We start from the raw sequence: 25,764 nt of genomic DNA, 5'->3' as shown, positions 1-25,764 counted from the left end.
AGATGACGATGGCCGCGAAGGCGATGAGCACGCTGTATTTGGCGAGGAAGCCGCGCATACTCGCCTTGGATGCGTTGTCGTTGGCCGAGACGCTCATCGCGAACCCTCCGAACCACGGGCAAAGGATGTGATGGCCACCACCAGCAGGATCAGCGCGCCCTGCACGCCGTTGACCCAGTAGCTGGAGACGTTGAGCAGCTGGAAGCCGTTGGYCAGAAGGCCGATGAACAGYACGCTGAGCAGCGTGCCGCCCATGGTCGGCACGAAGCGGCGGGAGAAGACGGTGCCGAGCAGTGCGGCCGCCAGCACCGACAGGAGCAGCTCGCCGGAGCCGGGCGTGTTGGCCGACAGGCGCGAGACGGTGAGGATGCTCGCCACCGCAGCGCAGAAGCCGCTCAGCACATAGGTGAAGGAGACGTAGAAGGGCACGCTGATGCCCGCCGCGCGCGCCGCCTCGGGATGGCCGCCGACCGCGTAGAGCCTGAGCCCGAACGACGTGCCGTGGACGACCACGATCATAACAGCGGAGAAGACGATCAGCGCCCAGGCAAGCGCGGAGATGCCGAAGAAGCTGCCCGAAACCAGYACGCCGAGCAGCGGGGAGGATGCGCCGACGACCGTGTTCTGGGTGAGCGTGAGTTCCATGCCGGCCGCGACGTTGAGCACGGCAAGCGTTGCCAAGAGCGGCAGGATACCGAGGCCGACCACGGCAAGCGCGTTCAGCGCGCCGACCGCCATGCCGACGGCAATCGCCGCCATCACCGAGAGGAAATCGCCATAGCCCATCGACAGCAACGTGGCGTAGACGGCGGCGCAAAGCCCCATATTGGCGGCGATCGAAAGGTCGATGCCGCCTTCGGTGACGTCGGAGCCGCCGCCGATGATGACGGCCGTCATGCCATAGGCGAGCACGCCCAGGATCGCCGACTGCTCGACGACGTTGATCAGGTTGAAGGTCGAGGTGAAGCCCGGCGCGAAGATGACGAAATAGGCCATGATCGCGGCAAAGGCGGCGATGGCGCCAAGCCGCACGACGAGCGCGCCAAAGCGACGGCCGGCGCTCTTGGCGGCGGCTTGCTTTTCGTCGGACACGCCGACTTCGGTGTGGAGGACTGTCGCGCTCATGCGGCCACTCCATCGGCGTTCGAGCGGGCGCCGGACGAAGCCGCCAGCAGCGCGTCGCTGTTCATCGCGGGACCTGAAAAGCTGCCGGCAAGCCTGCCGCGATAGACGACCAGCACGCGGTCGCAGACGCCGACCAGCTCGAGCAGGTCGGAGGACAGAAGCAGGATCGCCGYGCCCTCGCCCGCCAGGCGATTGAGGAGATTGTAGATCTCGACCTTGGCGCCGACATCGACGGCGACCGTCGGCTCGTCCAGAACATAGACGCGCGACTGGCAGCTCAGCCATTTGGCGATAGCCACCTTCTGCTGGTTGCCGCCGGAGAGCTCGCGCACCAGCGCGTCGCGATGCGGCGTCTTGATCGACAATTCCTTGATCAGGCCGTCCACCGCCTGGTTCTCAGCGCCACGGCTGACCATGCCAGTCCGCGAATAGCGGCGCAGGCTGGCCAAGGAGATGTTCTCGCGCACAGACAGGCCAAGCGCCACGCCATGCGCGCGGCGGTCTTCCGGCAGCATGGCGATGCCGTCACGCACCGCTTTGACCGGCGTCGACAGCGACAGCTCCCTGCCCTCGACCTTGACCTCGCCGCCATCGGCGGTCTTGAGACCGAACAGGCACTGGACGATCTCCTTGGCGCCGGAGCCGAGCAGGCCGGTGAGGCCGAYGATCTCGCCGGCGCGCACATTGAAGCCGATATTCTCGAAGCTGCCGCCAAGCCGCAGGTTGGAAACCTCCAGCACCGGTGCGCCAAGCTCGACCGAGCGCTTCGGAAACATCTCGCCGACATCGCGGGCGATCATCATCGCGATGATCTCGTCGATCGGCGTCTGGCGCGGATCGACTGTGCCGACATCGGTGCCGTTGCGCATCACGGTGACGCGGTCGCAGAGCTTCTCGATCTCCTGCATGTAGTGCGAGATGAAGACCACGGCGATGCCGTCGTCGCGCAGCCGGYGCAGCACGTCGAACAGGCTGTCGACCTCGCGTTTGACCAGCGCCGCCGTCGGCTCGTCCAGCACCAGCACCGACGCCTTTTGCGCCAGCGCGCGGGTGATCTGCACCACCTTCTGCTGCGCGGTGGTCAGGTCCTTCACCAGCGTCCCGGCCGGCAATTCCATGCCGAAGAACCGCTTCAGCAGATCGGCCGCGCGGCGCTCCATGGCGCGGCGGCTGACGAACGGGCCGAGGCCGATCTCGTGGCCGAGGAAGACGGCTTCGCCGACGGTCGCGGTCGGCACCAAAAGCCTGTCCTGGTGGATGAAATGGACGCCGAGCTTTTCGACCGACGCCGGCGTCAGCGTGCTGACGGTCTCGCCGTTGATGACGATCGAGCCGCTGTCCGGCTTGATGATGCCAGCCAGCACCTTGATGATGGTCGACTTGCCGGCRCCGTTCTGGCCGACAAGGCCGAGGATCGAGCCGCGCGCGATCTCGAGGTTCGCGTTTTCCAAGGCGCGCACCGGACCGAACCGCTTCGATATGCCTGTCATCGATACAGCAATGTCACGCTTTGCTGTCTGCATGGCCGTCAATCCTGGTTGGATGTGACGGGCAGCCGCATAGCCATGGCTGCCCGTCGTTTCGTCCGCTCTATTTAACGCCGGCCTTCTCGGCGGCGTCGAGGAAAGGTTTACCCTTTTCAGCGGCATTTTCCTTGTTGATCAGCACCGACGGAACGAAGGTGAAGGGCGGCACCTTCTGGCCGGCCAAGTACTTGGCGGCGTTGTCAACCGAGGTCTTGCCGATCTCATAGGGCTGCTGCGCGGCGACCGCGCCGGCCGACGACTTCGGATCCATCACCATCTTGATGACTTCCGGGCTGYCGTCGATGCCGTAGGTCTTGACCTCGTTGYGGCCGGCGGCCTCGACCGCCTGCGTGGCGCCGATCTGCGGCACGTCCCAGCAGGCCCAGACCGCGCCGATCGAGCCCTTCTCGGGCGATTTGGTCAGCATGTCTGTGACGTTGGAATAGGCGCTCTGCACCGTGTTCGGGATGACGTCGCGCAGCTCCGGCTCGACGATCTTTACATCCGGGAACGAGGTCAGCACATATTTCAGCTGGTCGTAGCGGATCTTGCAGACCGGCACGCTGTRGAAGCCGTTGAACACCAGCACATTGCCCTTGCCGCCCATGTCGGCGACCATCTGCAAGGCGATCTCGGCGCCGATATTGTAGTTGTTGGAGGTGGTGTTGTTGATGGCGTGCGGCGTCGCGGTGTCGACAGTGAACAGCGGGATGCCGGCGTCGCGGATCTTCTGCAGCCACGGGTTCAGCACTTCGAGGTTGCCGAGCTGCTCGATGATGGCGTCGGGCTTCTGCGCGATCAGCGTCTGCAGCTGCGCGATCTGCTGCTGATCCTTGCGGCCGGCGTCGAGCGCGATGACTTCGCCGCCGAGCTCCTTGACGCGGTCCTGGATGCCTTTGAACGCCATCAGGTCCCAATAATGGTCCGTGYCGATGGCCGAGACGCCGATGCGCTTGCCCTTGAGCGACAGCTCCTCGGCGGTCGCGCCGGAGACGGCGGCAAGGCTGCAAGCCGCCGCCAACCCCAAAGCGAGCGCCTTGACGAGGCCTTTCATGGATCTGGTCATTTTTCATTTCCTCCCTTGTTGATCGCTCCGGGCCTTCCCGGAGGATATGCGAAACCATGGTCCTCCGCTTAGGCGGCGGCCTCCTTGTCGCGCAGGCCGTAGCTCGCCATGCGCTTGATGACGTTCTCGATCTCCTCGTCGGACAGGATCGGCGGCTCGCCTATCTGCAGGGCGCCGTGATACTGGCGCGCCAGTGTCTCGACCTCGACCGCCAGCCACATCGCCTGGGCGAGGCTCGATCCGACGGCGATCATGCCGTGCTGGGCCAGCAGGCATGCCTTGCGGTCGCGCAGCGCTTCCACCGCATGCGCCGAAAGCTCCGCCGTGCCGAAGGTGGCGTAGGGCGCGCAGCGTATGTCGCTGCCGCCGGCAACCGCGACCATGTAGTGGATCGCCGGTATCTTCCTGCCCATGATGGCGATCGTCGTGCAGTAGGTCGGATGCGCGTGGACGACGGCGTTGACCTCGGGCCGCGCCTTCATGATATCGAGATGGAAGCGCCATTCGCTGGATGGCGGCAGGCGCCCGTCGACCGCGCCATCCCAGCCCATGAAGACGATGTCCTCCGGCTGCAGCGTGTCATAGGGCGTGCTGGTCGGCGAGATCAGCATACCCTCGCCGTGGCGACAGCTGATGTTGCCTGATGTGCCCTGGTTGATGCCGAGCTCATTCATCTGGATGCAGGCGTCGATGATGGCCTGGCGCACATCTCGGTCCGAAACGGTCATGCGATATTCCAATCCTTATTCGGTCCGCTACCAGGCCGTGTAGCCGCCATCGATCGACAGGATCGCGCCGGTGACRTAGCTCGAGGCCGGCGATGCCAGGAACAGGATCGCCGAGGCGATCTCCTGCGGCGTGCCCAGCCGGCCCATCGGGGTCATGTCGATCCAGGTGTTGAAGAGTTCGGGACGCTCGCGCATCTTCAGCGTCATCTCGGTGCCGACATAGCCCGGCGCCAGCGCGTTGACGCGCACGCCGGATTTCGCCCATTCGACCGCGAGCGCCTTCGTCATCATGTGCACGGCGCCCTTGCTCACCATGTAGGACGGCGCCGTCTGCGGACGGTTGATGATCAGGCCCGACATCGAGCCGAGATTGACGATCGAGCCCTTTTTGCGGGCGACCATCGAGCGGCCGAAGGCGCGCGAGGCCCAGTAGACGCCGTTGACGTTGACATCCATCACCAGGCGCCATTCCTCGTCCGGCGTGTCGAGCGCGGTGTTGAGGCGCGCGATGCCGGCGCTGTTGACCAGGATATCGACCTTGCCGAAATCGGCGACGATCGCAGTTGCCATTGCCTCGACGGCTTGCGGATCGGTGACGTCGAGCACGCGGCCTTCGACGCTCGCCACGCCGGCGGCCTCGAGCGCTTCGGCAGCGGCCTTCAGCCCATCCGTGTTCATGTCGAGCAGGACGATATTCGCGCCGCAAGTCCCGAGCGCCTTGGCGGCCTCGAGACCGATTCCGCTGGCGCCGCCGGTGACSACGGCGACCTCGCCTGCCACGTCGAATTGCGACCGGTAATCCATGCACGTCCTCCATCAGGACAGGCTCGAGCGCGGGCAAAACTCCGCCCTCGCCGCCGAGGCAGCGCCGCAAGCCGACAGGTCCTGATAATGCCTCCGGGTCAGGCTCCTCCCGACCCCATGAAAGGGACGTTACAGAAGCTTCCCGGGGCCGTCAATCTGGTTATAACCAGAAAACAGAATCTTTTTTCGATGCACGCAAGTCAGGTGCGATCGACGCCGTTCACCGTCGCCGACGGCTGCTCGACCGCCATGTGGATGCGCGCGACGGAGGAGTTGTAGAAGGCCTCGTAATATTCGAGCGCGGCGCCGTCGGCGTCATAGGCGATCGACTCGATCTCGATCAGCGGCGTGTTGGCGGCGACGCCCATCTCATCAGCCTCTTCCTTGGTGGGAAGGGCCGCGCGCAGCCAGCGGTCGGCGCGCTTCACGGTGAGGCCGAAGACGGCGCGGATGGTGCCGAAGATCGACTGGTTTTCCGACAGGATGTTCTCCAGCCCCGGCACCCTGTGCCCCGGCAGGCTGATGCGCGTCATGGTGATCGGCGCGCCGTCGGTCATATAGACGCGGCTGATGCGGACCACGCTGCCATTGGCGGGAATGCCGAAGACCTTGGACTCCTTCTCGCTCGGCGGGCAGCGGTAGACCTCCAGCGTGCGGGTCGAGACCTTGTGGCCCTTGGCGGTCAGGTCGTCGAACACGCCGAGATTGGCGGTCATGAAGTCGACATGCTCGCGGGGGGCTGCGACGAACATGCCCTTGCGCGGCATCTTGATGATGCGGCCCTCGTTGGAGAGCGAGCCGATCGCGGCGCGCACGACGGGACGCGAGACGCCGAAGAAATCGCAGAGCGCCTGTTCCGACGGAATGCGCGAATTGGCGGCCAGCAGRCCGGTGTTGATGGCCTCCTCGACCTGGTTGCGCAACTGCACCCAGAGGGGTGCGGCCTCATCGCGGTTGAGCTGGACCTTGGAGCCGATCGAGCGGAAAGCCTCGGCCGCCTCGGCATCTTCCTGGTCGTAACGAGGACGCCCGCGCATTCTGGTTGCTTGTTCCATCCGGTCCTGCCGCATTTCAGTTGCCGCGACTCAGCAAGCGGCAGCGCCTCCCTAGCGGAGACCACCGGCCATTTTCACGCTCTCCGGCAAGTTTCGCAACCATAGCATGGCGGCCGCCCCCAGAAGCGGTCCGGGAACCAAGAGCAGGAAGGCCCAGCGCCAGCCGCCGATGAAATCGGCGAAGCGCGGCGTCAGCCAGATGGCGAGCACCGTCAGCGCGAAACCGGCGCCCAGTTGCACCGAAAGTGCGGTGCCGACGAAGCGGCGGTCGGCAAGCTCGGTGACGGCGGCGGAGAACTGAGCCGAATCGCCGATCACCGAAACGCCCCAGACGATGGYCACCAGCAYGAACAGCCAGAGCGGGYCGGTGAAGAGAAAGCCCATCAGCAGCGCACAGCTGCCCGAGACGAGCATCATGCCGGCGGTGGTGGCGGTGCGGCCGACGCGGTCCGACAGATAGCCGCCGAGCAGGCAGCCAAGGATACCAGAGGCGACGACAAGGAAAGTCGAGAGCGACGCGGGAGCGGCGGTCCCGATCGCCTGCGCCTCGAAAGCGGCGCGCGTATAGGCAAGCAGCCAGGCCCACATGGCATAGAGTTCCCACATATGGCCGAGATAGCCGAGATTGGCTAACAGCAACGGCTTCTCGCGGAACACCTGGCCGATGCGGGACGGCTCGAACACCGCCTTGCCGAAGGGATAGGGTCCCTCCTTGGCGAACAGCAGGAAGAGCAGCGCGCCCGCCGCCGTGGCCACGCTGGCGGCGGCGACCACGGGACGCCAGTCGAGCGCGGTCGAGGCGGCGCGGAAGAGATGCGGCAGCGCCGAGCCGACCGTCAGCGCGCCGATGACCGCGCCGAGCGCCAGCCCCCGGTCGCGGGTGAACCAGGTGGCGACCAGTTTCAGCGCCGGCGGATAGACGCCGGCAAGCGCGGCGCCCGTGACGATGCGTGCGGCGATCACGCCGCCCGGCCCGGGATGAAGCAGTAGCGTCGCGTTGGCCAAAGCGGCGACAAGAGCCGCGGCCGCCATGAGGCGGCTCAGCCGCACAAGGTCGGGAAGATTGATGAGACTCGCCGCCAGCGCGCCGACCACGAAGCCGACCTGGACGCCATTGGTCAGCCAGGCTTCGGCGCTGGCGCCGAGCGCCAGTTCCTGCTTGAGTTCCGGGAGGATGGCGGTCGCCGAAAACCAAGTGGTCAGCGACAGCACGACCGCCAGGCAAAGCAGCGACAACACGCGCCAGCGCTCGCTGTCGGCCGCCATGTCGAGCCGGCCGTCGCCGACCGTGCTCATGCGCTTTGCAGCGGAACGGTGAAGACCGTGGCCGTGCCGGTGAGGCAAAGCTCGCCCTGGCCGTTGCGCACGCTGGTCTCGATCTTGCAGATCGGCTTGTCGGGGCGCACGTCCTTGACCTCCACGCGGCCGGTGATCTCCTCATCGACGCCAACGGCCTTGACGAACTTCCAGGCCACTTCGAGGAACACGGTTCCAGGCCCGGGCAGATCCTCCGCCACCAGCGCGTTGAGGATACCGGAGGTGACGCCGCCCTGGACGATCAGCTTGCCGAACACCGATTTCTCGGCCAGCGCGCGGTCGTAATGCAGCGGATTGCGATCGCCGGTGATATCGGTGAAGGCCTCGATGTCGCTCATCTTCGTGCGCCGCGTGCGCTCGGCGAAGGCGCCGACCTGCGGGCGGCCTTTCACGACGCCCACCCAACCGTCTTTCGTTCCGGTGCTCATTGCGGCTTCTCCTCTGCTCTGTTCGACTGGTTTGAAGGCCGGCAGGACGCGACCGCCGATGGCGGTCGGCGCAAGAAGCAGCATGTCCCCGACCTGTAGCGGTCGTGTGCCGGCCAGGATAAAGCTCAGTATCGTCGGGCCTTCGGCCAGCTCGACCAGGCCGACCAGGTAAGGCACGGCGGGCAGCCAGCCCGGATGGCCGGGCTTGTGCACTTCCGAAAAGGATTTGAGCCGCCCCCTGCCCGATGCGTCTTTCCAGACCAGCCGCGTGCTCCAGCAATGGGGACAGATCGGGCGCGGATAGAAGACAGCCTTGCCGCAGTCCTCGCAGTGCTGGATGGTCAGCCGGCCTTCGGTGGTAGCATCCCAGAACGGCTTGGTCAGCGCGGTGATCGTCGGCCCTGGGGTCTTCAGCGTGTTCAAATCGATCGCCATCAGGCTGCTCCCAGCACGAGCGCGGTCGCTTCGCTCATCGTCGCGCCATTGCCGGTGACCAGCGCGAGGCCGGCCCTGGCGATCTGGCGTTCGCTCGCCTCGCCGCGCAACTGGCGCACCGCTTCGACGACATGGGTCATGCCGCCGGCAAGGTCCGGCTGGCCGAAGCCGAGCTGGCCGCCATGCGTGTTGAGCGGCTTGTCGCCCTTGTGGGAAAGGTCGTGGTCGTTGAGCCATGCGCCGAACCCGCCCGGCGCGCAGAGGCCGGCATCCTCGATCGTGGCGGCGACCATGATCGTGTAGCAGTCGTAGAGCGACAGAAGGTCCATCGCGCCGGCCTGCGTGCCGGACTGCGCGAAGGCCCGCGCCATGGYGCTTTTCAGCGGACCGGAGGTCAAGCTCGGCGCCTGGCTGACCGCGCGGTGCGTGACCTTCTCGCCGGCCCCGAGCAGATGGACCGACGGCTTGCGCAATGAGCGCGCGCGTTCGGCGGAGGTGACGACGACAGCCTCACCGCCGGCGACCGGCATGACGATCTCGAGAAGATGCAGTGGCGAGGCGATCAACGGCGAGGCCAGCACCGCTTCCACATCGGCCGGCTTGCCGAAGAAGATCGCATCGGGATTGAGCTGCGCATTGTCGCGGGCCGCGGCGGCGATCATGGCGAAATCCCGCGCGGTCGAACCGTATTGCGCCATATGCGCCTGCATCAGCAGCGCATAGGAGATGTTGGCGCCCGAGGCGCCGAAGGGCACGTCGAACTCGCGGATCGGATTGCGATTGGGCGAGCGCGGCGCCGTCTGCTCGCGGTTGTTGGCGAGCACGCAGAGCACCGTCTCGCACATGCCGGCCTCGATCGCGGCCGCCGCGCGCCAGACCATGCCGGCGCCGGACGCGCCGCCGAGGTCCACGACATTGGCCATGGTCGGCGCGAGACCCAGATATTCGGCGATGGTCGCCGGCACATGCTGCGGCGTCTCGCCGACCTGCGGCCCGACCAGCAGCCCGTCGATCGCCGCCGGCTCCAGCCCGGCATCGAGCACGGCCAGGCGCGAGACCTCGGCGATCATCTCCAGCGTCGTCACGCCGCTGGTCAGCCGTTGCGGCTTCAGCTCGCCGATGCCGACGATCGCTCCCTTCGACCCGCTCATGCCGCCTTGCTCCGGTCGAGCGCGYGGTATTCCTCGAGGCAGGCCGGATTGGCGAGCGAAGCCATGTTCTTGACCGGCTTGCCCTCGAGCGTCGTGCGGGCCGCGCCCTCGACGCGCTTGCCGTTCAGCGTGTAGGGCACGGCCTGCACCGCGTGGATGCGATGCGGCACATGGCGCGGCGAGGCGCCTTCGCGAATCGCTTGGCGAATTCGCGCGGCAAGCTCGGGGGTCARCGCAAAACCGTCGTTCAGCCTGACGCAGAGCACGATTTCCTCGTCGCCCTCGATGGGCGCTCCAAAGACCAGGCAATCCTCGATCTCGGCGAAATTCTCGCAGGCCGCGTAGATTTCCGCCGTCCCGATGCGCACGCCGCCGGGTTTCAGCGTCGTGTCCGAGCGGCCGTGGATGATCCCCGAGCCATAGGCGGTCATCTCGGCGACGTCGCCATGCGTCCAGATCTCGCGCCGCGCGGCGAAATAGGTGGCGTGATAGCGCTGATCGCCGTCCTTGCCCCAGAAGGTCAGCGGCATGGATGGGAACGGCTCGGTGCAGACGAGATCGCCCTGACGGCCGATGACCGGCGCATTGCGCTCGTCCATGACGGCGACGGCGAGGCCGAGGCCTTTTGTCRTCAATTCACCACGCCGCACTGGATGGATCGGCGATCCCAGCAGGAAACAGCCGATGATCTCGGTGCCACCGGAGATGGAGGCAAAGATCATATCGCGCTTCACGTGCTCGTAGACCCAGTCGAATTGCCCGGGTGAGACGGGTGCGCCGGCCGACAGCAGCGAGCGCAGCGATGAGAGATCGTGCAGGCTCCCTGGCGCGTAGTTTTCGGCGGCGAGCGTGGCCAGATATTTCGGGCTGGTGCCGAAATGCGTGACGCGGGCGCGCTCGGCCAGCTTCCAGAGCGGGCTGGGATCGAGRCCGTCGGCCGATCTCAGGATCGGCGCACCGTCATAGAGCACCACTGTCGCGTGGCAGGCGAGGCCCGAGATCAGCCAGTGGTACATCATCCAAGCGGTGTTGGTGTACCAGCTCATGACGTCGCCCGGGCGAACATCGCCATGCAGCAGATGCTCCTTCAGATGCTGGAGCAGCACGCCGCCGGCGCGATGGACGATCGCCTTCGGCGCGCCTGTGGTGCCGGAGGTGTAGAGCACATAGGCCGGATGGTCGAAGGGCACGCGCTCGAAGCTGAGCGAACCGTCGCCGCCGAAATCGTCGAATGAAATGCAATCCACCGCGCAGTCCGGCCCGGCGCCCGCTTCGCCGGTCAGCACCAGCGTCGTCACCGTCGGCATGGCGGCGACGATCTCGGCCAGCCTGCCGGAAATGTCGTGCTCCTTGCCCGCATAGCGGTAGCGGGGTGCCGCGAACAGCACCTTGACGCCGATCTGGCCGAGGCGGTCGACGATCGCGGCGGCGCCGAAATCCGGTGAGCAAGACGACCAGACGGCGCCGATCGACAGGGTCGCCAGCAACGCCACGAGGCCTTCGACACGGTTGGGCAGGATGCCGCCGACACAATCGCCCTTGACGACACCGGCCGCGCGCAGGCCATGCGCCGTCCTGGCGACGAGCCGCCGCAATTCGGCGAGCTTGACGGTCTGGAAATGACCGCCCTCATCGACCTCGATCACCGCAACCCTCTCGCCGTCGCCACGCAACAGGTTTTCCGCGAGATTGAGYGAGGCTTCCGGCAGAAAGCGGCTCCCGGTCATCGGCGCATTGTCGTCGCGCAGAAAGGAGATCGCGCCCGGATCGCCGACGACCTCGGCGAAATCCCACACCGCACGCCAGAAGGCGCCCGGATCGCCGACCGACCAGCGATGCAGCGTCTCGTAGTCGCGCGGGTCGAAGCCGTTGGCCGTCGAAAAGCGCGCAAGGTTGGACGATTGGAACGCGGCCGGCGCCGGCGTCCAAAGCACGGATGACATGGATTTCCTCCCGCAACGCAGGCCGGGCTCGATGCCGCGACCTTGCCTGCCGATGCGTTTCATGATTATTGGTTATAACCAGAATGTCAAGCGGTGATCCCGCCTGTGTGGATCGCCCTGCGGAGGATCAGAAATGGATGCCGTGTATATCGTTGCCGCCAAGCGGACGCCCATCGGCAAGCTGAATGGCGCGTTCGCCAGCCTGTCGGCGGCGGAACTTGGCGGGCAGCTTATCCAGRCAATGCTTGCCGATACCCAGCTCGCGCCCGATGCCGTCGGCGAGGTGATCATGGGCCAGGTGTTGACCGGAGGCGCTGGGCAGAACCCGGCCAGGCAGGCTTCACTGAGGGCCGGCCTACCGGTCAGCGTTCCCGCCATGACCGTTAACAAGGTGTGCGGCGCCGGCCAGAAGTCCATCCATCTCGCCGCCCAGGCCATCCGCTGCGGCGACGCCGATTGCGTGATCGCCGGCGGGCAGGATTCGATGACCTCGGCGCCGCATGTCATTCACGGCGCCCGCGCCGGTATCCGCATGGGCGACCGTACCGTCAAGGATTCCATGATCACCGACGGGCTGTGGGATGCCTTCCATCAGGTGCATATGGGCGTGACCGCCGAAACGCTGGCGCGGCGCTACCAGATCACCCGCGAGGAACAGGACCGTTTCGCGCTGCGCTCGCAGGAGAAGGCCGACGCCGCCATCCGGGCCGGCAGGTTCGACGAAGAGATCGTCCCGGTGTCGATCAAGACCAGGCAAGGCGATGTCGTCATCGAGCGTGACGAGCATCCCAATCCTTCCACCACGATTGAAGGCCTCGGCCGGCTGAGACCGGTCTTCGATGCAGCGGGGACAATCACCGCCGGCAACTCCTCCGGTCTCAACGACGGCGCGGCGGCGGTGCTGGTGATGTCGGAGGCGCGCATGAAGGAACTCGGCCTGACGCCCCTCGCCCGCATCGCGTCCTACGCTTCCGCGGGCGTCGAGCCGATGGATATGGGCCTCGGACCGGTGGCAGCCTCGCGCCGCGCGCTGGATAAGGCCGGCTGGCGCGCGTCCGACCTCGATGTGATGGAGATCAACGAAGCCTTCGCCGCGCAAGCCATCGCGGTCAACCGCGAGATGGGCTGGAACGAGGACATCATCAACCTGAGCGGCGGCGCCATCGCGCTCGGCCATCCGCTGGCCGGCTCCGGCTGCCGCATCGTGGTGACGCTGTTGCACGAAATGGTCCGCCGCGGCGCGAAGAAGGGCCTCGCCTCGCTCTGCATCGGCGGCGGTCAGGGCGTGGCGATCTGCCTGGAGCGGTGAAGCCGTCAAACAAACAGCGGTTCTGCGTTTTTTCGAGAGAGGGTGAACGCCCTACGCGTTGCGCCTCCTGCCCTCCATGAGGTCGAGCACGGCCTGGGCTGCATGGAGGACATTGATCAATTGCGGCCAGCGTGCAGTGCCGCCGCTCAAGCGGCGGCTGAGCATCGACCCGGACTCGCGAGCCGTCCTGCCATACTCGATCGCTTAGAGCGCTGCGGGACGCGAACCGGGACAGTGCAGGAATGCCGACATGAAGCGTGWCAAAAAGTTACGCCGCAGCCGATCTTCGAAGCGCCAGTCGTAATCGCGTCGTCATGTCGCTCCGCGCGGCCCGGTGGGACGCCGGACGACAACCGGGGAGAGAGGAACCGCCCCTCTCCCCGAGGCCTTTACGGACGGACGCGGATGACGGTCTTCCCCGCGCGCCGCTCGGYCGAATTGAAGGTTGCGACRRCATCGTCGAGAGGTGACACCTTGCCGATGTTCGGCCGCAGTCTTCCGTCCCGCACCCGCTGGACTATCTCGGATAGCTGGACGCGATCGGCCTCGACGACGAAGTCGACCGTCAGTCCGTCGGCGGGTCGAACATCCGTCGGCGCGACGACGGTCACCAGCGTTCCTCCGGCCCGGACCAGCGCTGCGGACCGCTTCTGGATCTCGCCGCCGATGACGTCGAACACCAGGTCGACGCCGCCGATGTCCTCCAGGGTGTCGTTCCCGAGGTCGACGAATTCATTTGCACCGAAGTCGAGAGCCTTCTGGCGGTCGGCGGTGCGGCCGGTGCCGATGACGTAGGCGCCGGCTTCCCGCGCAAGCTGCGTCACGACCGAACCGACGGCGCCGGCCGCGCCATGCGCCAGCACGCTCTGTCCCGCCTGAAGGCGGCCATGCTGGAACAGGCCCTGCCATGCGGTGAGGCCCGAGATCGGCAAGCTCGCGCCCACGGTGAAGTCGACATCGCCGGGCAGCGGCGCGAGGTTGCGTGCCTCCATGGCGACATACTCGGCGAGCGTGCCGTCGCGATGCCAGTCCGACAGGCCGAACACCCGTTGGCCGATCGACAGCCCCGTGGTGCCGTAGCCAAGCGCGGTGACCACACCGGYCAATTCATGGCCGAGGATCGACGGCGTCCGGTCACGGAAGGCCCGATCCGTCCAGGTCGAGGGCCACTCCAGTTCGGTGTTGACGAATCCCGCCGCGTGAACCTGAACGACGACGTCGTTTATCGCGGCTTGCGGCTCGGGCCGCTCCACCAGCTTCATTCCGGCTGGTCCCGCAGTCTGGTCCGTTACAACGATTGCTTTCATGGGCATTGTCTCCTTGTTCGTTCGAGGTAAATTGCAGGGGTGGGAGGTCTTTTCGATCTCTCACGCTGTTGGCTATCGGTTCGAAGCCTTCCGCGACGGACTTGATGCCGAATTGCTGCGTGATGCCGACGACGGCGGGCGCTTCATCGTCAGAAGCTCCGTCACATCATGCAGATCATCTGCCGATGCGATGGCAATCGTCAGYCATTTTCCGTCGATGTATGTCTTGGCTTCATCGTAGAGCTTGACCAATCGCGKGCGCCAGACATAACGCCGCTGCTCGAACTTCTCTCGTTCTGCTCCACCCATGACCACGACAGCCGAAAACCGCCGGTATTCCGGCACCAAGGTGCAGAGCGCCTTGGTCTTCTTGTAGCGCAAGGACCAACCGCGGTTCTTGCCGCCGTAGAGCCAGTCCGGCGTGAAAACCCCAGGATAGGATTCGTCTATCCAGCTTCGCAGCTCGCCCCAGCGCTCGAACGCCTCCGGTCCGATCCATTCGCGGACGGCGCCGTCGTCGGGTGGCGCTGATTTATCGGTGATCCTGTCGCCGATGTGGGGAAGCGTACCGCCATCAGCGGCTGTTGCTCTGGTGCGGGTAGGCGACATCGTCAAAGGACCTCGTGTTCATAGTCCGGCGGACGCCGGAGGGTTCAGATGCGGGCGTGCCAAGAGTTTGCGGGGCGCGCCTCAGAATGCCGGCGCGACCCGCCCCAAGGCAGGGCGGACACCGCGATACGGTCCACCGGCGCTTGCGAGCACTGCAGGCCAACCATCGACGCCTCGAAGCTCTCGCACGACCGTCAGATCGATCGCCGCCAAGGCCTTCTCCCTCGCCAATGCGGCCTTGTCCCCGTCAAGAAACGCGGTGGCCTGCACCGAGAGGAATTGCAGGGTCTTCAGCCCAATGGAGTTCAGCGCCAGCGAGAGATACGGTGTGAGAAAATCGGGTTGGTTCGCTCGCTCGCCGGAGAAAACGCCACCGGAAGCGACGCCGATAAACACCGGACGATCCCGGAGCATTCCCACCTTTCCGGCCGGTGTCGACTYCATCGTGCGACCGACGCGCAGGATCTGGTCGATCCAGGCCTTGAGGATCGAGGGAATGGTGAAGTTGTACATCGGCGTTCCGATGACAATCACATCGGCTGTCTCGACTTCCCGAATGAGCGCCTCGGAAACATCCACGGCGCCCTTTGGAGGCGCCGCCAACGTGGCCGGCGTCGACAGCGCAAATGCGTAGTCGGCCGCGGTGTGAGGCAACGGATCCGCTCCCAAATCACGTCGACTGATGCTCGCCCCGGGCGCAACCCTAAGGAGCCTTTCGACGATCGCCGCCGAAAGCTGGCGGCTATGCGATTCCTGTCGCGGACTGACATCGATATGAAGAATGTTCATGTGACTGTTCCAATGGCTTCACGAGGTTGCGACAGGACCGAGCTCAGATCGAGCCGGCCGGCATCACGGCTGGAAAGTCCTTCTCGTGATCGAACACGTTGTTGAAGAAGTTGGTCAGGGAGTACATCGCCACCAACGCGACGATCTCGATGATGTTCGCATCCGTGTAGCCAACCCGGCGAACCGCTTGCAGGTCGGCATCACTGACGTGCCCCCGAGTCTCAATGACCTTGCGCGCGAACTGCAGAGCCGCGTCCCGCTTAGGGTYCCTGGCCCGACCCTTGCGAGCGAGAATGACGTCATCCGCCGGCAACTTGGCCATATGCTCGGCCGTGAAGCTGTGAACCGTGAGGCAATAGTTGCAACCGTTCACTTCGGAGACCGCGAGGCCGATACTGTCACGCGTCTTCACGTCCAGGGCCTTGCTCAGCGAGCCGAGCAGAGTGGCCCAGGCGTTGAACGCGATCGGGCTCTGCGCGAAGGCCGCCATCATATTGGGTGTGAAACCGATATTCCTGGTGAAAGCGTCGAGCGTCGGTTTGGATTCGGCCGGCACCTGTTCCGGTTTCAGAGCAGCGGTTCTCGCCATCGTAGTCTCCATAAGCTTCTGAAATGATTGAGGATTATGCGAAGTCCAGGACATCGGCCACAGGCAGGCGCGGCTTCTGCGGCCAGTTGCCAGCCCGCTCCGGCCCGACGGTCAGCAGCATGACCGGCACTTCGTCCTCGGCCAGGCCGAACTCGCTGTGCACGGCCTCGGCGTCGAAGCCGATCATCGGCGTCGAACCCAGGCCCAGYGAACGGGCCGCGTAGATGATCGCCGCGGCGCCGAAGGTCGCGGAGCGCACGGCTTCGTCGCGCTGACGCTGCGGCTGGTTGTCATACAGACCACGAGCGGGGATTTCCCAGTCCGGCACCAGACGCGCCGGCATGATGCCCGCTTCCACCACGGGCGCCAGACGGTCGGGAACGGTGCTGGCATCGGCAAGCTGGCCGATGATGATGAAGGTCACCGCGGCGTCGGTGATCGCGGGCTGATTCCAGGCGATCGGACGCAGCCTTGCCTTGGCTTCAGGCGAGCGTACGGCGATGAAGCGCCAGTTCTGCAGGTGGAAGGAAGTTGGCGCGGACGTGCCGATACGCACCAGGTCGCGGATCTGGTCGTCGTTCAGGGTGGCGGTAGCGTCGTAGTACTTGGCGGCACTGCGGCTCAGGATGGTTTCGATGACGGCGTTGGTCGCGAAAGCGTTTTCGCTCTTCCYGGTCTCCCCGAAGATCTCGGCGGCGATGCGGGTCGCGGTTCCGGCGGTGGCGGCGCTGATGCAGTTCATTGGATGGCTCCCTTATCAAGTGATTACGGGAGCCAATTTACGGTCAGGAGTGATAATTTCGAGACTGAATTAACTCAATATGATGCGCAAAAGGATCAAACTACGTCGTCCTGAATCTTGGACCGCGCGGCTTACTCGCCCTTGCGCGCCAGTTGCCGCCACTCACCCGGCGTCATTCCCATCCTTTCCGCGAAGACATGCCGGAAGGCCGAAACGGATTGATACCCAACGGTCTCGGCCACAGCTTCCGTGCTGATCGCCGGTTTCCTGAGCTCGTTGGCGGCYAGGCTCATGCGCAGATCGGTCACGAAGTCGAGGGCGGAGCGACCCAACTTGTCCTGAAACTGGCGCATGAACGTGGCGCGTGACATGCCGCACAAATCGGCCAGTTCGGGCAGCTTCCAAGGCCGTGCCGGATTGGCGAACATCGCGGCCATGGCCGGAGCAAGGCGCGGATGGCCGGCCAAGGCCAACAAGCCCTCCGGGGCTTTCCCCGATTGGCTCGCCGCGCGCAGGACCAATGTGAACAGGGCCGACGAAAGCGCGTTGAGAATGGCGCGTCCTCCGGCTCGGTCGCCGGCTGACTCCATTCGCATCAGCCCGACAAGACCGGCAAGTTGGTTGGRAGCGGACCCGATGCCTTCTTCCGCATGGCCGTCCGTTGCCCGCGCCACCAGATTTGTGGGCAGGTAGCTGCGGATCAGCCGATCATGGGGCGGCGCGACGAAAAATCGCCCGCACAACAGATCCAGTTGCTCGCCCTGGCTGTCGTTCTCGCTCAGCATCCATCCGGCGGAGCCCACGCTTTCGTGCGTCCGGATTGGTGTTTGCCCGCTGCCGTCGTGCAGCACATGCGGCGCACCGTGGGGGAGCAGCACGATATCTCCGCTCACCAGCTCCCGCACCGTTTTCGACTCCGGATCCTCGAGAACGGCCCGGCCMTTGACTATGACGTGATAGGGGATCTCGTTCGCCGCCGCTCGGCCCCAGGCGACACGCCACGGCGCACCATAGGCGCAGCGAACCTCGAGCTGGCCGCTGACGGTGATGATTTGCAAGAGATGGCTAAGCCAGTCCACTTCAGACATTTGACCTCGAAAACCGGAAACGGTGAAACATCTTATCGCAATTGTGCACCGGTTCTACTTGTCGCCCTCGTTTCCAACACTGGCTCCGTTCCGGGCCTAGATGGTGAGCGAGCCACCGAGCGCTAATGTTCGGCTATCGCGTGGCTGAGGCATCTGTTGTGGCTCATGTTGGCCGCGATCTTCAGAGTGTTCGCAGACCGCTCGGCGCTCAACCAGGCTTCTTGACGGACGACGCTGGAGTTGTGCGCGCACAGGCAGATGGGAAGTCGGACGTCGCAGGCCAGATCTCAGCTGGACGATTTCGTGGGCGATCAATCCGTTGGCGCTTGAGATCGTAAGACCAAGACTGGAACAGCGATTTTGCCGGTCGTGATGCGGCATGGGGCTATCACCCGCACCGGTGTCGGATGTCGTATGTTAGTTTACTGGCACGAAAGGTGGTTCTGCGATACGGCTTTTTGACCAAGTGACTCTGGGAGGAGCAATGGTCGAGATCATATCGAAGCGCGACGGCTCGCGACGCGAGGACGTCGCGATGAAGCGCTTGATCGAGCAGAACCGCGCAACCATCACGCGGCTCGCCGACCATATCAGCGGCGGAAGCTATTCGGCAGGCAAGGCGCCAAAGCCGAAGCGCAGGCAAAAGGCCTCATCATCCATTCCGTCGGCAGCGCAAGGCCCGCCGTCGAAGCAAGCCCCAGTATCCGCATCAGCCTCAACGGGCGGGTGATCATGGTGGACGAGAATTCGGGCCGCCAGCTGCATCATATCGGCGATCTCAGGTTCCGGGACGGCAGCGACGTCTTTGTGCTCGCGACCAAAGCCAATCAGTATTTCTCGCCGGTCGACGAGGGCATCGCGGCGGCATTGTCCGACCTCGCAGTGRCCACCGATACGGTGGCAGGCGAGACCGCGATCGTGGACGGGGTGCCGCAGGCAAACCCCGGCCATATGAAGAGCTGGTTGCCGCACGACATACTGATCGTCGAGATGCTTACCAACCTCGAGGAACTGACACCGCGATCGCTGTTCCTTGCAATGCCCCTGAACATCGACGAGGGGTCGGGATCGCCGATACGGCCCGTCGCCTTCTGYCCGGCCTAACCCGTTGCGCCTCTGCGAAGGCCMTCGCAAAGACGARGCCGCGCGGTCGTTCGAATCTGCCGAGAGATGCCGGCCATCGCAAGGCAGGCGATTGCCTGCATGGCCGCATCAATGCGACGCAAGCTCTATACGGCCTCAGCCCGAAGACGGGTTCCGGTCGGGACATCTGAATAAGTCTGGAGGAAACGATGAATCTCAGTGGCAAGACGGCCATCATCACGGCGGGCGCATCGGGCATAGGCCGGGTCATCGCGCACCGCTTTGTCGAGCAGGGCGCGCAGGTCTGCCTTTGCGACATCGCGGACGATGCCTTGGCGGCCGTGACCAGGGAACTGCCGTCGGCGATCGTTCTGAAGGCCGACGTGTCGAAGTCGTCCGACGTCGCCGCGCTTTACGACGCCTTTCTGGCGCGCCATTCGCGGCTCGACATCCTCGTCAACAACGCCGGCATCTCCGGCCCGACCAAGCGGGTCGAGGACATCACCGACGAGGAGTGGAATGAGACCATGGCGGTCAACGTCAGCGGTCAGTTCTACATGGTGCGTAAGGCTGTGCCGCTGTTCAGGCAGGCGGGCGGAGGTTGCGTGATCAACCTCTCGTCGGTCGCGGGCCGACTCGGCATGCCGCTCAGGGCACCCTATTCCACGTCAAAATATGCCGTGCGAGGGCTGACCGACGTGCTGGCGGTCGAACTCGGCGAGATCGGTGTCCGCGTCAACGCCATCCTGCCCGGCCTGGTCGACGGGCCGCGTGGGCAACGGGTGATGCGCGAGCAGGCGGAAAAGCGTGGTATGACGCTGGAAGAATGGATGCCTTTCTTCCTTCACAACATCTCGATGCACACCATGATCGACATGAAGGAGATCGCCGACGTCGCCGTCTTCCTCGCATCCGACCTCGCGCCGCATATTTCGGGACAATCGATCAGCGTCTGCGGCAATTTTGAGAGCTATCGCGGGCCGAAGACCGCGGGCCACTAGCTGCCACRCCAATCTACGCCAAAATAGCTGTTTCGCCGAATTCTGTAGGTTTTTCCCCTACTCCCACTCGATCGTCAATAGAACTCATATGTATCTGTTATATTTATATAATTCCTTCAACAATTACAAAATACCGTCGAAAATACCGTCAAGTTTTTACACTGTTGAAAAGATTGCAACAATGTGGTGGCAGTCGCGGCATGCACGCTTTTAGGCACATCATTTACGAGCGGCCGCCTGGCGAATTCCAACGTGGAGCCCCCCGCGATCGCCAAGAGTGATCTCCGCTCTTGYTCGGAAACGAGGTAGAGCGGGCGAGAGGTCGCATCGGAAATGGGCAGACGGGAAGCTAGCAGCATGCGCAGCGCTCGGTTGATCGTCTCGATCACCAAAGCTCCGCATTGGCTCGTCGATGCTCTTGGCCGCTCTCTCTACTGGTCATGCGACGCGCTTTTCAATTCGTCCTCAACTCTTCACAACCACTCATTCCGAGTAACGGCGTCACGCAGGTCCGACGCTTATAACGCCACTTTGGGTCAGCGCGGCACGTACGCGCTGCGCGCGTTCGCGATCTCCGAGCCGCCGCCTCGTTTGCTCTATCTCGCTTTCAAGGCGCTTAGGYGGGCGCATAGGTGTCGCCATGCCGGATGACCAAATAGGCCGCCACGGCAAGATAATGTTCGAGCTCGGCTAATAACGAATTGGTTTCTGGGACGATTCCGGTCAACGTTCGACAATCTGCAGGCTACGTGTTTCCCTCTCCCTAGAGGCCTGGTTGCAAGCGGATCAACTGCACCTTTTCATTGATTTAACGAATCCGATCGCAATATGCCAATACATCTTGGCACAGAAGCGTGAGTGCTTCAAAGGACCGCATTCACCGCGCTTGAGGCTGGCGAGATCTTGTGCGACTGATTTCTTACGCTCGTGCAGTTGGAAGGTTTGGTACGCACGAATCGCTCGGCGCCGGCAGCCCACGTTCGAGCTACCGAGCGATGGATTGGGGGTGGCTGGAGAACTGGCAGATTGGGTGGCGCGCACTGGGTCCGRCTTGACCAAGCTACTCGGAACCTGACCCAGGCAGGCGTCGCGATCTCTCCGACATGCGCGCTACGGGAAGGCCATCCTTTCTGGCTTTGGCAAATGCTCGGTCACCTTCCAGAAACCCTGCCAACATGAACGGGATGAGCTCGGCCACCGTTTCAGACTCGCCGTAGGTTTGACGATATAGTGCGGCATAGTCGTTGAGAGCTTGGCTCAAAGCCGCACTGACAGTGATGGTGATCTTCGCAGGTGTCCGGTCGGGAAGCTTTCCTAGTTTTAGGCTGGCCATGATTATTCCTCTTCAACCCGTGTACGGCCGGAGCAAGACGTCTTTGTACAAAATCACCCGTAGCGGCCAACCCGGGCGGACGGTGATGGTGGGCTGAATATTCAGGTTCTTTTCGGTGATGCGTTGGCCGGCTTGGCTGACGTTCTGTTGAGTGGATTCTCGGATCGCCTTGACGAGGTCGCTTTCGTTTTCCCCGAAGCTCAACTCGGTGCCGACCCCTAGCAATGTGGCCATCGCAACGCCCTTGATCAACTGCCAAACATGGAAATCCACCTTGTCCTCGAGCCCCGCATAGCCGGCAGTGTCCGTCGCCGGYAGATTGTCGATTTCGATCGAGGAACCATCGGGCAGGATTATTCGCTGCCAGACCAGCAGCGCGCGCTTCTGTCCAAAGGCGACGACGCTGTCATAGGTGCCGATCAGGCGCGATCCCTGCGGGATGAGCAAGGTGCTGCCGGTGACAGTGTCGTGCACATTCTCAGTGACCTGCGCAACGACCAGACCGGGCAAATCGGAGTTGATGCCGGTGATGAGACTTGCAGCGATCACGCTGCCGGCCATCAGTTGATAGGGTGATGCGGGCGTCTGCAGCGCATGCGGATTGTAGATCCCGCCCGTACTCCGTTGGCTGATGAAATCGAGCTTCCGCTGTTGGTTGTTCTGATCGCCTTCGGCTGGTGCAACGGAAGCTGACGTGGCGGCGGCACCGGCTTGAGGAAGCACCTCAAATGGCTGCTGRCGGGCTTGCCCGTTGTCCGGGCCATCRGTCTGCTTCGGTCGATTGTCGATCCGGAACATGACTTGCGACTCGCGCGCCGAAATTGCCTGCTGGGCGAGCCGTTGCTCCTCCGCGGAAACCTGCTGCCCCGGCGCGATGCCGAGCTGGCGTTGCCGCTCAAGAATGGGGCGGCCGAGGTCGCCCGGCAGCGGCGGTCCAAGCACGGGCGCCTTTGGCTTCATTGCGGAATAGTCCTTGGGCAGGCTATCGAGACCCTCGGCTGTCGGCTTGCGCTCGGTGTTATAGCGGTCTTCCGTCAAGTCCTGGATGCGCAGAGCTGGAGCCCTCAGCGCGACCATGGTGACGCCGAATATTGCTCCGGATCCGACTGCAGCGATCGCGATGATCACGCCGCGCCTGAACCGCACAGCACGGCGGGGCGAGGCTCGCAGCTGCAGCTGCTCGGGATCGAGCTTCGGCGGAGCGGTGGAATGCGACGTGTCAGTCATGGGCGTTCCMCTCATCTGCCGAGACTAGAAAACAGCGAGTTTCGCCGCGCCGGTTGCCGTCCGTCTGTCCGGGTGATGCGGACCACTTGCTGCTGCTTGGTGCCAAGCCGCAGTTCTGCCGCCGCAAAGAGGCGATCGACAACGTAGTAGTTGCCGCGCATGCGGTAGTTGACGAGCTGGTTGCTGCCGTCAGCACCGACGATGAAGAGCGGCGGCGCCTCGCCCTGGTCAATGCGGCGTGGGAATTCGATATAGACCTTGCTGCCGTCGTCGAAGRCACGCGTCGGTCTCCATGGCGGTGTGTCGCCTGAGATGGCATAGCGGAAGCGAATGTTCTCGAGCRCCACATTCGACGCGACCGGCATGACAGCCTCGGCTTGCGCGTTGCCCTGCCGGAGCGCAATGATCTGGTCCTCGCTATACGTCCATGAGATTGCCGCCATTGCGGTCTTGTCAGTGCTTTGGAGCTGCAGGTGATATGTCCGCCGTTCCGTGGTGATCACCAGGTTGGTGCTAAGCCCCGGCGCGAAAGGCTTTACCAGCACATGGGTGCGCTGATTGTCTCCGGTGCCGCTGACAGTATTGCCAATGACCCAACGCACTGTATCGCCGGCGGAAACTGACGTCAGCTTCTCGCCGGGTTGTAGGGCGATATCGGTCACACGCTCGGGTGCTGCGTAGAGCTGATAAAGCGCGCCATCGGCAAAGGGATAGACCTGGACCGCATTGACATAGCCGTATTTGGTGGGCTGCTGTGTCGCCGCCTTGTTGGCGTCCGCGACACGTTCTTGAGGGGTGCGCTTGTCCTCGACGACTTTGCCTGGGTCGGGCTGCAGCTGGCCCGGCAAAGGCAGCGGCTTTGGCACCTCGACGATCCTGACCGGCTTCTCCGGCGGCTTCTCGATTGCCGCTGCTTTGAAGTCGGCAGCATCATAGGAAATCTCAGGTGGCGTCACCGGCTTCGATGCGCAAGCCGAAAGGACGGCTGCCGACGCTGACAGGATCAGCGCGGCACGGAGCGATGGGGCTCTATTGGTCATTGTCGGGCTCCTTCGGGGAAATGGATGTTGGCGTGGCGCTGTCGAGTTCACGCGACCAGTCGATGGCGTTGATGAAGACGCCGAGCGGGTTGCTGCGCAGTTGCTCGGTATTGCTTGGCGGGCGGATCAYGATGGTGAGGATCGCGGTCCAGCGCGTCGTGCCGGCCAGGCTGCCGCGCTCAAAAATCTGCTCGGTCCATTTGACCTGGAACGAGCTGTCGGAAGCCCTAACCACGCTGGTCACCTGCACCGACACGCTGCGCGTGCCGATCTGCCCGAATGGGTCGTTCGCCTTGGCGTACTCGTTGAGGAAGAGTGCTGCACGGTCGGTGGCAAAGTCGTAGGCTGCCAACCAATTCTGCCGTACCAGCACTGGGTCGGTTGAGATGGAACGGACATTTTGGATGAAGCGGCCGAGATGCCAGGCGATCTGGGCATCGGAAGGTTGGTAGTCTTGGATCGCCGGCGCGACAGCACGCGCCTCGCCGAAGCGGTCGACCTCGACGACGTAAGGCACGACACGGCTTTGCATCGACTGCCAAACGAGACCAACGGAGAGCCCGGTCGCCAAGGCGAGGCAGCCAAGCGCCATCAGCCGCCAATTGCGGGCCTRCACCCGCGACGAGCCGATGCGCTCATCCCAGAGTTGGCCGGCCTTCTGATACGGCGTGAYGGGCTGGGGTGTCTTGCTGTATCGTTGAACGGGTCGCTTGAAGAACATCTAGTCGTCCTTGTCGTTGAGAGAGGGATTGGCGCTGCCGCCTGGCCTGTCACCCTCGCGGACAGCCTGAATGGCGGCGTGGCGATGAGCACGAGCAGTCTGTTCGGAACGCAAGCGCCTTGCCCATGTCGGCRCTGAATCCGCGGTCGTGCCGGCGGAACTTGCAGTCATGGATGGGGTCGGCGAGCCGCCGGTGGCGGTCCATGCGGCTTCGCGCCCGGCATTGACGCTGGGCCCGAAGCTTCCCGCGGCAGATCCTGCTGCTCGCATCACGGCGCCGCCGGCGGCCGCGGCCACGCCCTGCATTCCAGYAGCCACACCGGACAGGCCGGTGTCAGTCGAGGTAGCACGTCCCAACTGCCAAGCCGAGGAAGTTGCCGAGCCCATGGTCGTGCCGGCTCGGATTGCAGCGAGACCGCCGCCCGTTCCCATGCGTGCACCGGCGAACGCCGTTCCCCCGGCAACGAGCGCCGATCCGGCAGCGGCCGCCGTGGTCCCGAGCGCAGCACCGGCGCCAAGCTGCGGTGCACCGGAGACCAGCCCTGAAGCGATCCCCGGCCCGAAGATGCCCAACCCAAGCAGCGCCAGCGCGCCCAGCACCTGTGACATGGCCGCCGCCAGATCAGGCTCCTTGCCCTGGAGCGCTGAAGCGAATTCGCCGAAGAGCGTGGAGCCGATACCGACAATGACGGCGAGCACCATCACCTTGATGCCCGATGAGATGACATTGCCGAGCACGCGCTCGGCCAGAAACGCCGACCGGTTCCACAGCGCGAAGGGCACCAGAACAAATCCGGCCAGCGTGGTGAGCTTGAATTCCAGGATGGTGATGAAGAGCTGGATCGAGAGAATGAAGAAGGCGATGATGACCAGGAACCAGGCTACGAGCAGCACGAAGATAGTCAGCGCGTTACCGAAGATTTCCGGAAAACCCAAAAGCTGACTAGCCTGATCAAGCAGAGGCCAGGCGCCCTCGAAACCGGTGGCGGCGATGCGGCCCGGATGCAGGAGATTGTCGGCGGAGAGATTGCCGGAGGACGCGTTGATGCCGAGCCCCGCGAACGACCGATAGATGATGTCGGCGAGGTTCTTGAAATTGTTCAGGATGAAGGCGAAGACGCCGACATAGAGCACCTTGCGGATGAGGCGGGCAAGAACATTGGGCTCGCCGCCGAAAGCCCAGGCGAGGCCTGCCAGCGTGATGTCGATGCCAATCAGGGTGGTGGTGAGGAAGGCGACGTCGCCCGAAAGCAGACCGAACCCGCTATCGATATAGCGGATAAAAGTCTCCATGAAGCGATCGATGACACCCAGATCGTTCATGCCGCCGCCTTCCTCGTCTGATGAA

25 protein-coding genes are annotated in these 25,764 nt (G+C 64.1%); 4 read left to right on the top strand and 21 right to left on the bottom strand.

Annotation, left to right across the window (positions count from 1 at the left end):
* Positions 1-93: 93 nt before the first annotated feature.
* The 10 genes from LCM4576_RS23915 to LCM4576_RS23865 all read right to left on the bottom strand — a co-directional run bounded on the left by LCM4576_RS23915 (position 94) and on the right by LCM4576_RS23865 (position 11,578).
* On the bottom strand, positions 94-1,125 hold the full coding sequence (locus LCM4576_RS23915; protein ID WP_083361498.1) for an ABC transporter permease: 1,032 nt from the start codon (positions 1,123-1,125) through the stop codon (positions 94-96).
* Positions 1,122-2,648 carry a sugar ABC transporter ATP-binding protein gene (locus LCM4576_RS23910; RefSeq protein WP_244510900.1) on the bottom strand — a complete coding sequence of 509 codons (1,527 nt, stop codon included), beginning with the start codon at positions 2,646-2,648 and terminating at the stop codon, positions 1,122-1,124. Before LCM4576_RS23910 ends, LCM4576_RS23915 begins: the two co-directional genes overlap by 4 nt.
* Positions 2,649-2,715: 67 nt before the next feature.
* Positions 2,716-3,717, bottom strand: a complete 1,002-nt coding sequence (locus LCM4576_RS23905; RefSeq protein WP_071034944.1) for a sugar ABC transporter substrate-binding protein — start codon at positions 3,715-3,717, stop codon at positions 2,716-2,718.
* Positions 3,718-3,785: 68 nt separating this feature from the next.
* Positions 3,786-4,445: an L-fuculose-phosphate aldolase gene (locus LCM4576_RS23900; RefSeq protein ID WP_041008946.1), complete on the bottom strand. Its 660-nt coding sequence runs from the start codon at positions 4,443-4,445 to the stop codon at positions 3,786-3,788.
* Between the two features lie 27 nt (positions 4,446-4,472).
* Positions 4,473-5,249 carry an SDR family NAD(P)-dependent oxidoreductase gene (locus LCM4576_RS23895; protein WP_041008945.1) on the bottom strand — a complete coding sequence of 259 codons (777 nt, stop codon included), beginning with the start codon at positions 5,247-5,249 and terminating at the stop codon, positions 4,473-4,475.
* Between the two features lie 200 nt (positions 5,250-5,449).
* A complete protein-coding gene (locus LCM4576_RS23890) occupies positions 5,450-6,286 on the bottom strand; it encodes a GntR family transcriptional regulator (protein ID WP_041008943.1) in 837 nt (278 codons plus the stop codon).
* A 69-nt stretch (positions 6,287-6,355) separates the two neighbouring features.
* Complete coding sequence (locus tag LCM4576_RS23885) at positions 6,356-7,600, bottom strand: nitrate/nitrite transporter (protein ID WP_071034943.1); 1,245 nt, start codon at positions 7,598-7,600, stop codon at positions 6,356-6,358.
* Positions 7,597-8,484 carry a MaoC/PaaZ C-terminal domain-containing protein gene (locus LCM4576_RS37280; protein WP_244508441.1) on the bottom strand — a complete coding sequence of 296 codons (888 nt, stop codon included), beginning with the start codon at positions 8,482-8,484 and terminating at the stop codon, positions 7,597-7,599. Before LCM4576_RS37280 ends, LCM4576_RS23885 begins: the two co-directional genes overlap by 4 nt.
* On the bottom strand, positions 8,484-9,635 hold the full coding sequence (locus LCM4576_RS23870) for a thiolase family protein (RefSeq protein ID WP_071034942.1): 1,152 nt from the start codon (positions 9,633-9,635) through the stop codon (positions 8,484-8,486). The genes LCM4576_RS37280 and LCM4576_RS23870 overlap by 1 nt, the downstream gene beginning before the upstream one ends.
* On the bottom strand, positions 9,632-11,578 hold the full coding sequence (locus LCM4576_RS23865) for an acetoacetate--CoA ligase (protein ID WP_071034948.1): 1,947 nt from the start codon (positions 11,576-11,578) through the stop codon (positions 9,632-9,634). Before LCM4576_RS23865 ends, LCM4576_RS23870 begins: the two co-directional genes overlap by 4 nt.
* Before the next feature lie 133 nt (positions 11,579-11,711).
* Between LCM4576_RS23865 and LCM4576_RS23860 the strand changes: the two genes are divergently transcribed.
* Positions 11,712-12,887, top strand: coding sequence for an acetyl-CoA C-acetyltransferase (locus LCM4576_RS23860; protein WP_071034941.1), 1,176 nt, complete (start codon positions 11,712-11,714; stop codon positions 12,885-12,887).
* Positions 12,888-13,276: 389 nt separating this feature from the next.
* Here LCM4576_RS23860 and LCM4576_RS23855 read toward each other — a convergent pair whose 3' ends face one another.
* The 6 genes from LCM4576_RS23855 to LCM4576_RS23830 form a co-directional block, all read right to left on the bottom strand.
* Entirely contained in the window at positions 13,277-14,194 is a 918-nt protein-coding gene (locus LCM4576_RS23855; protein WP_071034940.1) for an NADP-dependent oxidoreductase, read from the bottom strand.
* A 72-nt stretch (positions 14,195-14,266) separates the two neighbouring features.
* The gene (locus LCM4576_RS23850; RefSeq protein ID WP_071034939.1) at positions 14,267-14,803 is read right to left on the bottom strand and encodes a DUF3788 domain-containing protein; all 537 of its coding nucleotides are present in this window, start codon (positions 14,801-14,803) and stop codon (positions 14,267-14,269) included.
* 81 nt (positions 14,804-14,884) lie between these two features.
* Entirely contained in the window at positions 14,885-15,592 is a 708-nt protein-coding gene (locus tag LCM4576_RS23845) for an FMN-dependent NADH-azoreductase (RefSeq protein ID WP_071034938.1), read from the bottom strand.
* A 43-nt stretch (positions 15,593-15,635) separates the two neighbouring features.
* Positions 15,636-16,181, bottom strand: a complete 546-nt coding sequence (locus tag LCM4576_RS23840; protein WP_071034947.1) for a carboxymuconolactone decarboxylase family protein — start codon at positions 16,179-16,181, stop codon at positions 15,636-15,638.
* A gap of 34 nt (positions 16,182-16,215) precedes the next feature.
* Complete coding sequence (locus tag LCM4576_RS23835; RefSeq protein WP_244510899.1) at positions 16,216-16,923, bottom strand: nitroreductase family protein; 708 nt, start codon at positions 16,921-16,923, stop codon at positions 16,216-16,218.
* Between the two features lie 131 nt (positions 16,924-17,054).
* Entirely contained in the window at positions 17,055-18,011 is a 957-nt protein-coding gene (locus tag LCM4576_RS23830; RefSeq protein WP_071034937.1) for an AraC family transcriptional regulator, read from the bottom strand.
* 535 nt (positions 18,012-18,546) lie between these two features.
* Between LCM4576_RS23830 and LCM4576_RS23825 the strand changes: the two genes are divergently transcribed.
* The 3 genes from LCM4576_RS23825 to LCM4576_RS23815 all read left to right on the top strand — a co-directional run bounded on the left by LCM4576_RS23825 (position 18,547) and on the right by LCM4576_RS23815 (position 20,095).
* Complete coding sequence (locus LCM4576_RS23825) at positions 18,547-18,741, top strand: hypothetical protein (RefSeq protein WP_131803295.1); 195 nt, start codon at positions 18,547-18,549, stop codon at positions 18,739-18,741.
* Between the two features lie 2 nt (positions 18,742-18,743).
* Positions 18,744-19,115: a hypothetical protein gene (locus LCM4576_RS23820; protein WP_071034936.1), complete on the top strand. Its 372-nt coding sequence runs from the start codon at positions 18,744-18,746 to the stop codon at positions 19,113-19,115.
* 188 nt (positions 19,116-19,303) lie between these two features.
* Positions 19,304-20,095, top strand: a complete 792-nt coding sequence (locus LCM4576_RS23815) for an SDR family oxidoreductase (RefSeq protein WP_071034935.1) — start codon at positions 19,304-19,306, stop codon at positions 20,093-20,095.
* A 1,060-nt stretch (positions 20,096-21,155) separates the two neighbouring features.
* Here LCM4576_RS23815 and LCM4576_RS35125 read toward each other — a convergent pair.
* From LCM4576_RS35125 to trbL, 5 genes are read right to left on the bottom strand one after another with little or no spacing between them, the layout of a single operon-like run.
* Positions 21,156-21,428, bottom strand: a complete 273-nt coding sequence (locus tag LCM4576_RS35125; RefSeq protein WP_042643577.1) for a DUF2274 domain-containing protein — start codon at positions 21,426-21,428, stop codon at positions 21,156-21,158.
* Positions 21,429-21,440: 12 nt separating this feature from the next.
* A complete protein-coding gene (locus tag LCM4576_RS23810; protein ID WP_042643579.1) occupies positions 21,441-22,655 on the bottom strand; it encodes a TrbI/VirB10 family protein in 1,215 nt (404 codons plus the stop codon).
* Positions 22,656-22,666: 11 nt separating this feature from the next.
* A complete protein-coding gene (gene trbG / locus LCM4576_RS23805; protein WP_071034934.1) occupies positions 22,667-23,695 on the bottom strand; it encodes a P-type conjugative transfer protein TrbG in 1,029 nt (342 codons plus the stop codon).
* Positions 23,685-24,416: a conjugal transfer protein TrbF gene (gene trbF, locus LCM4576_RS23800; RefSeq protein WP_071034933.1), complete on the bottom strand. Its 732-nt coding sequence runs from the start codon at positions 24,414-24,416 to the stop codon at positions 23,685-23,687. Before trbF ends, trbG begins: the two co-directional genes overlap by 11 nt.
* Positions 24,417-25,739, bottom strand: coding sequence for a P-type conjugative transfer protein TrbL (gene trbL, locus LCM4576_RS23795; RefSeq protein WP_071034932.1), 1,323 nt, complete (start codon positions 25,737-25,739; stop codon positions 24,417-24,419). It lies immediately after the preceding gene.
* Between the last annotated feature and the right edge of the window lie 25 nt (positions 25,740-25,764).

Origin of the sequence: Mesorhizobium sp. LCM 4576 (assembly GCF_001854815.1) — a bacterium.
Classification (GTDB): Bacteria; Pseudomonadota; Alphaproteobacteria; order Rhizobiales; family Rhizobiaceae; genus Mesorhizobium; species Mesorhizobium plurifarium.
The sequence above is the reverse complement of the archived record's forward strand: the minus strand, read 5'-3'. Positions and strand labels throughout refer to the sequence as shown.

What these genes read in the sequence shown, in the direction of transcription:
- LCM4576_RS23900 (WP_041008946.1), bottom strand. Translation starts at nt 4,445, where the DNA reads ATGACCGTTTCGGACCGAGATGTGCGCCAGGCCATCATCGACGCCTGC.
- LCM4576_RS37280 (WP_244508441.1), bottom strand. Translation starts at nt 8,484, where the DNA reads ATGGCGATCGATTTGAACACGCTGAAGACCCCAGGGCCGACGATCACC.
- LCM4576_RS23825 (WP_131803295.1), top strand. Translation starts at nt 18,547, where the DNA reads ATGAAGCGCTTGATCGAGCAGAACCGCGCAACCATCACGCGGCTCGCC.
- LCM4576_RS23815 (WP_071034935.1), top strand. Translation starts at nt 19,304, where the DNA reads ATGAATCTCAGTGGCAAGACGGCCATCATCACGGCGGGCGCATCGGGC.
- LCM4576_RS35125 (WP_042643577.1), bottom strand. Translation starts at nt 21,428, where the DNA reads ATGGCCAGCCTAAAACTAGGAAAGCTTCCCGACCGGACACCTGCGAAG.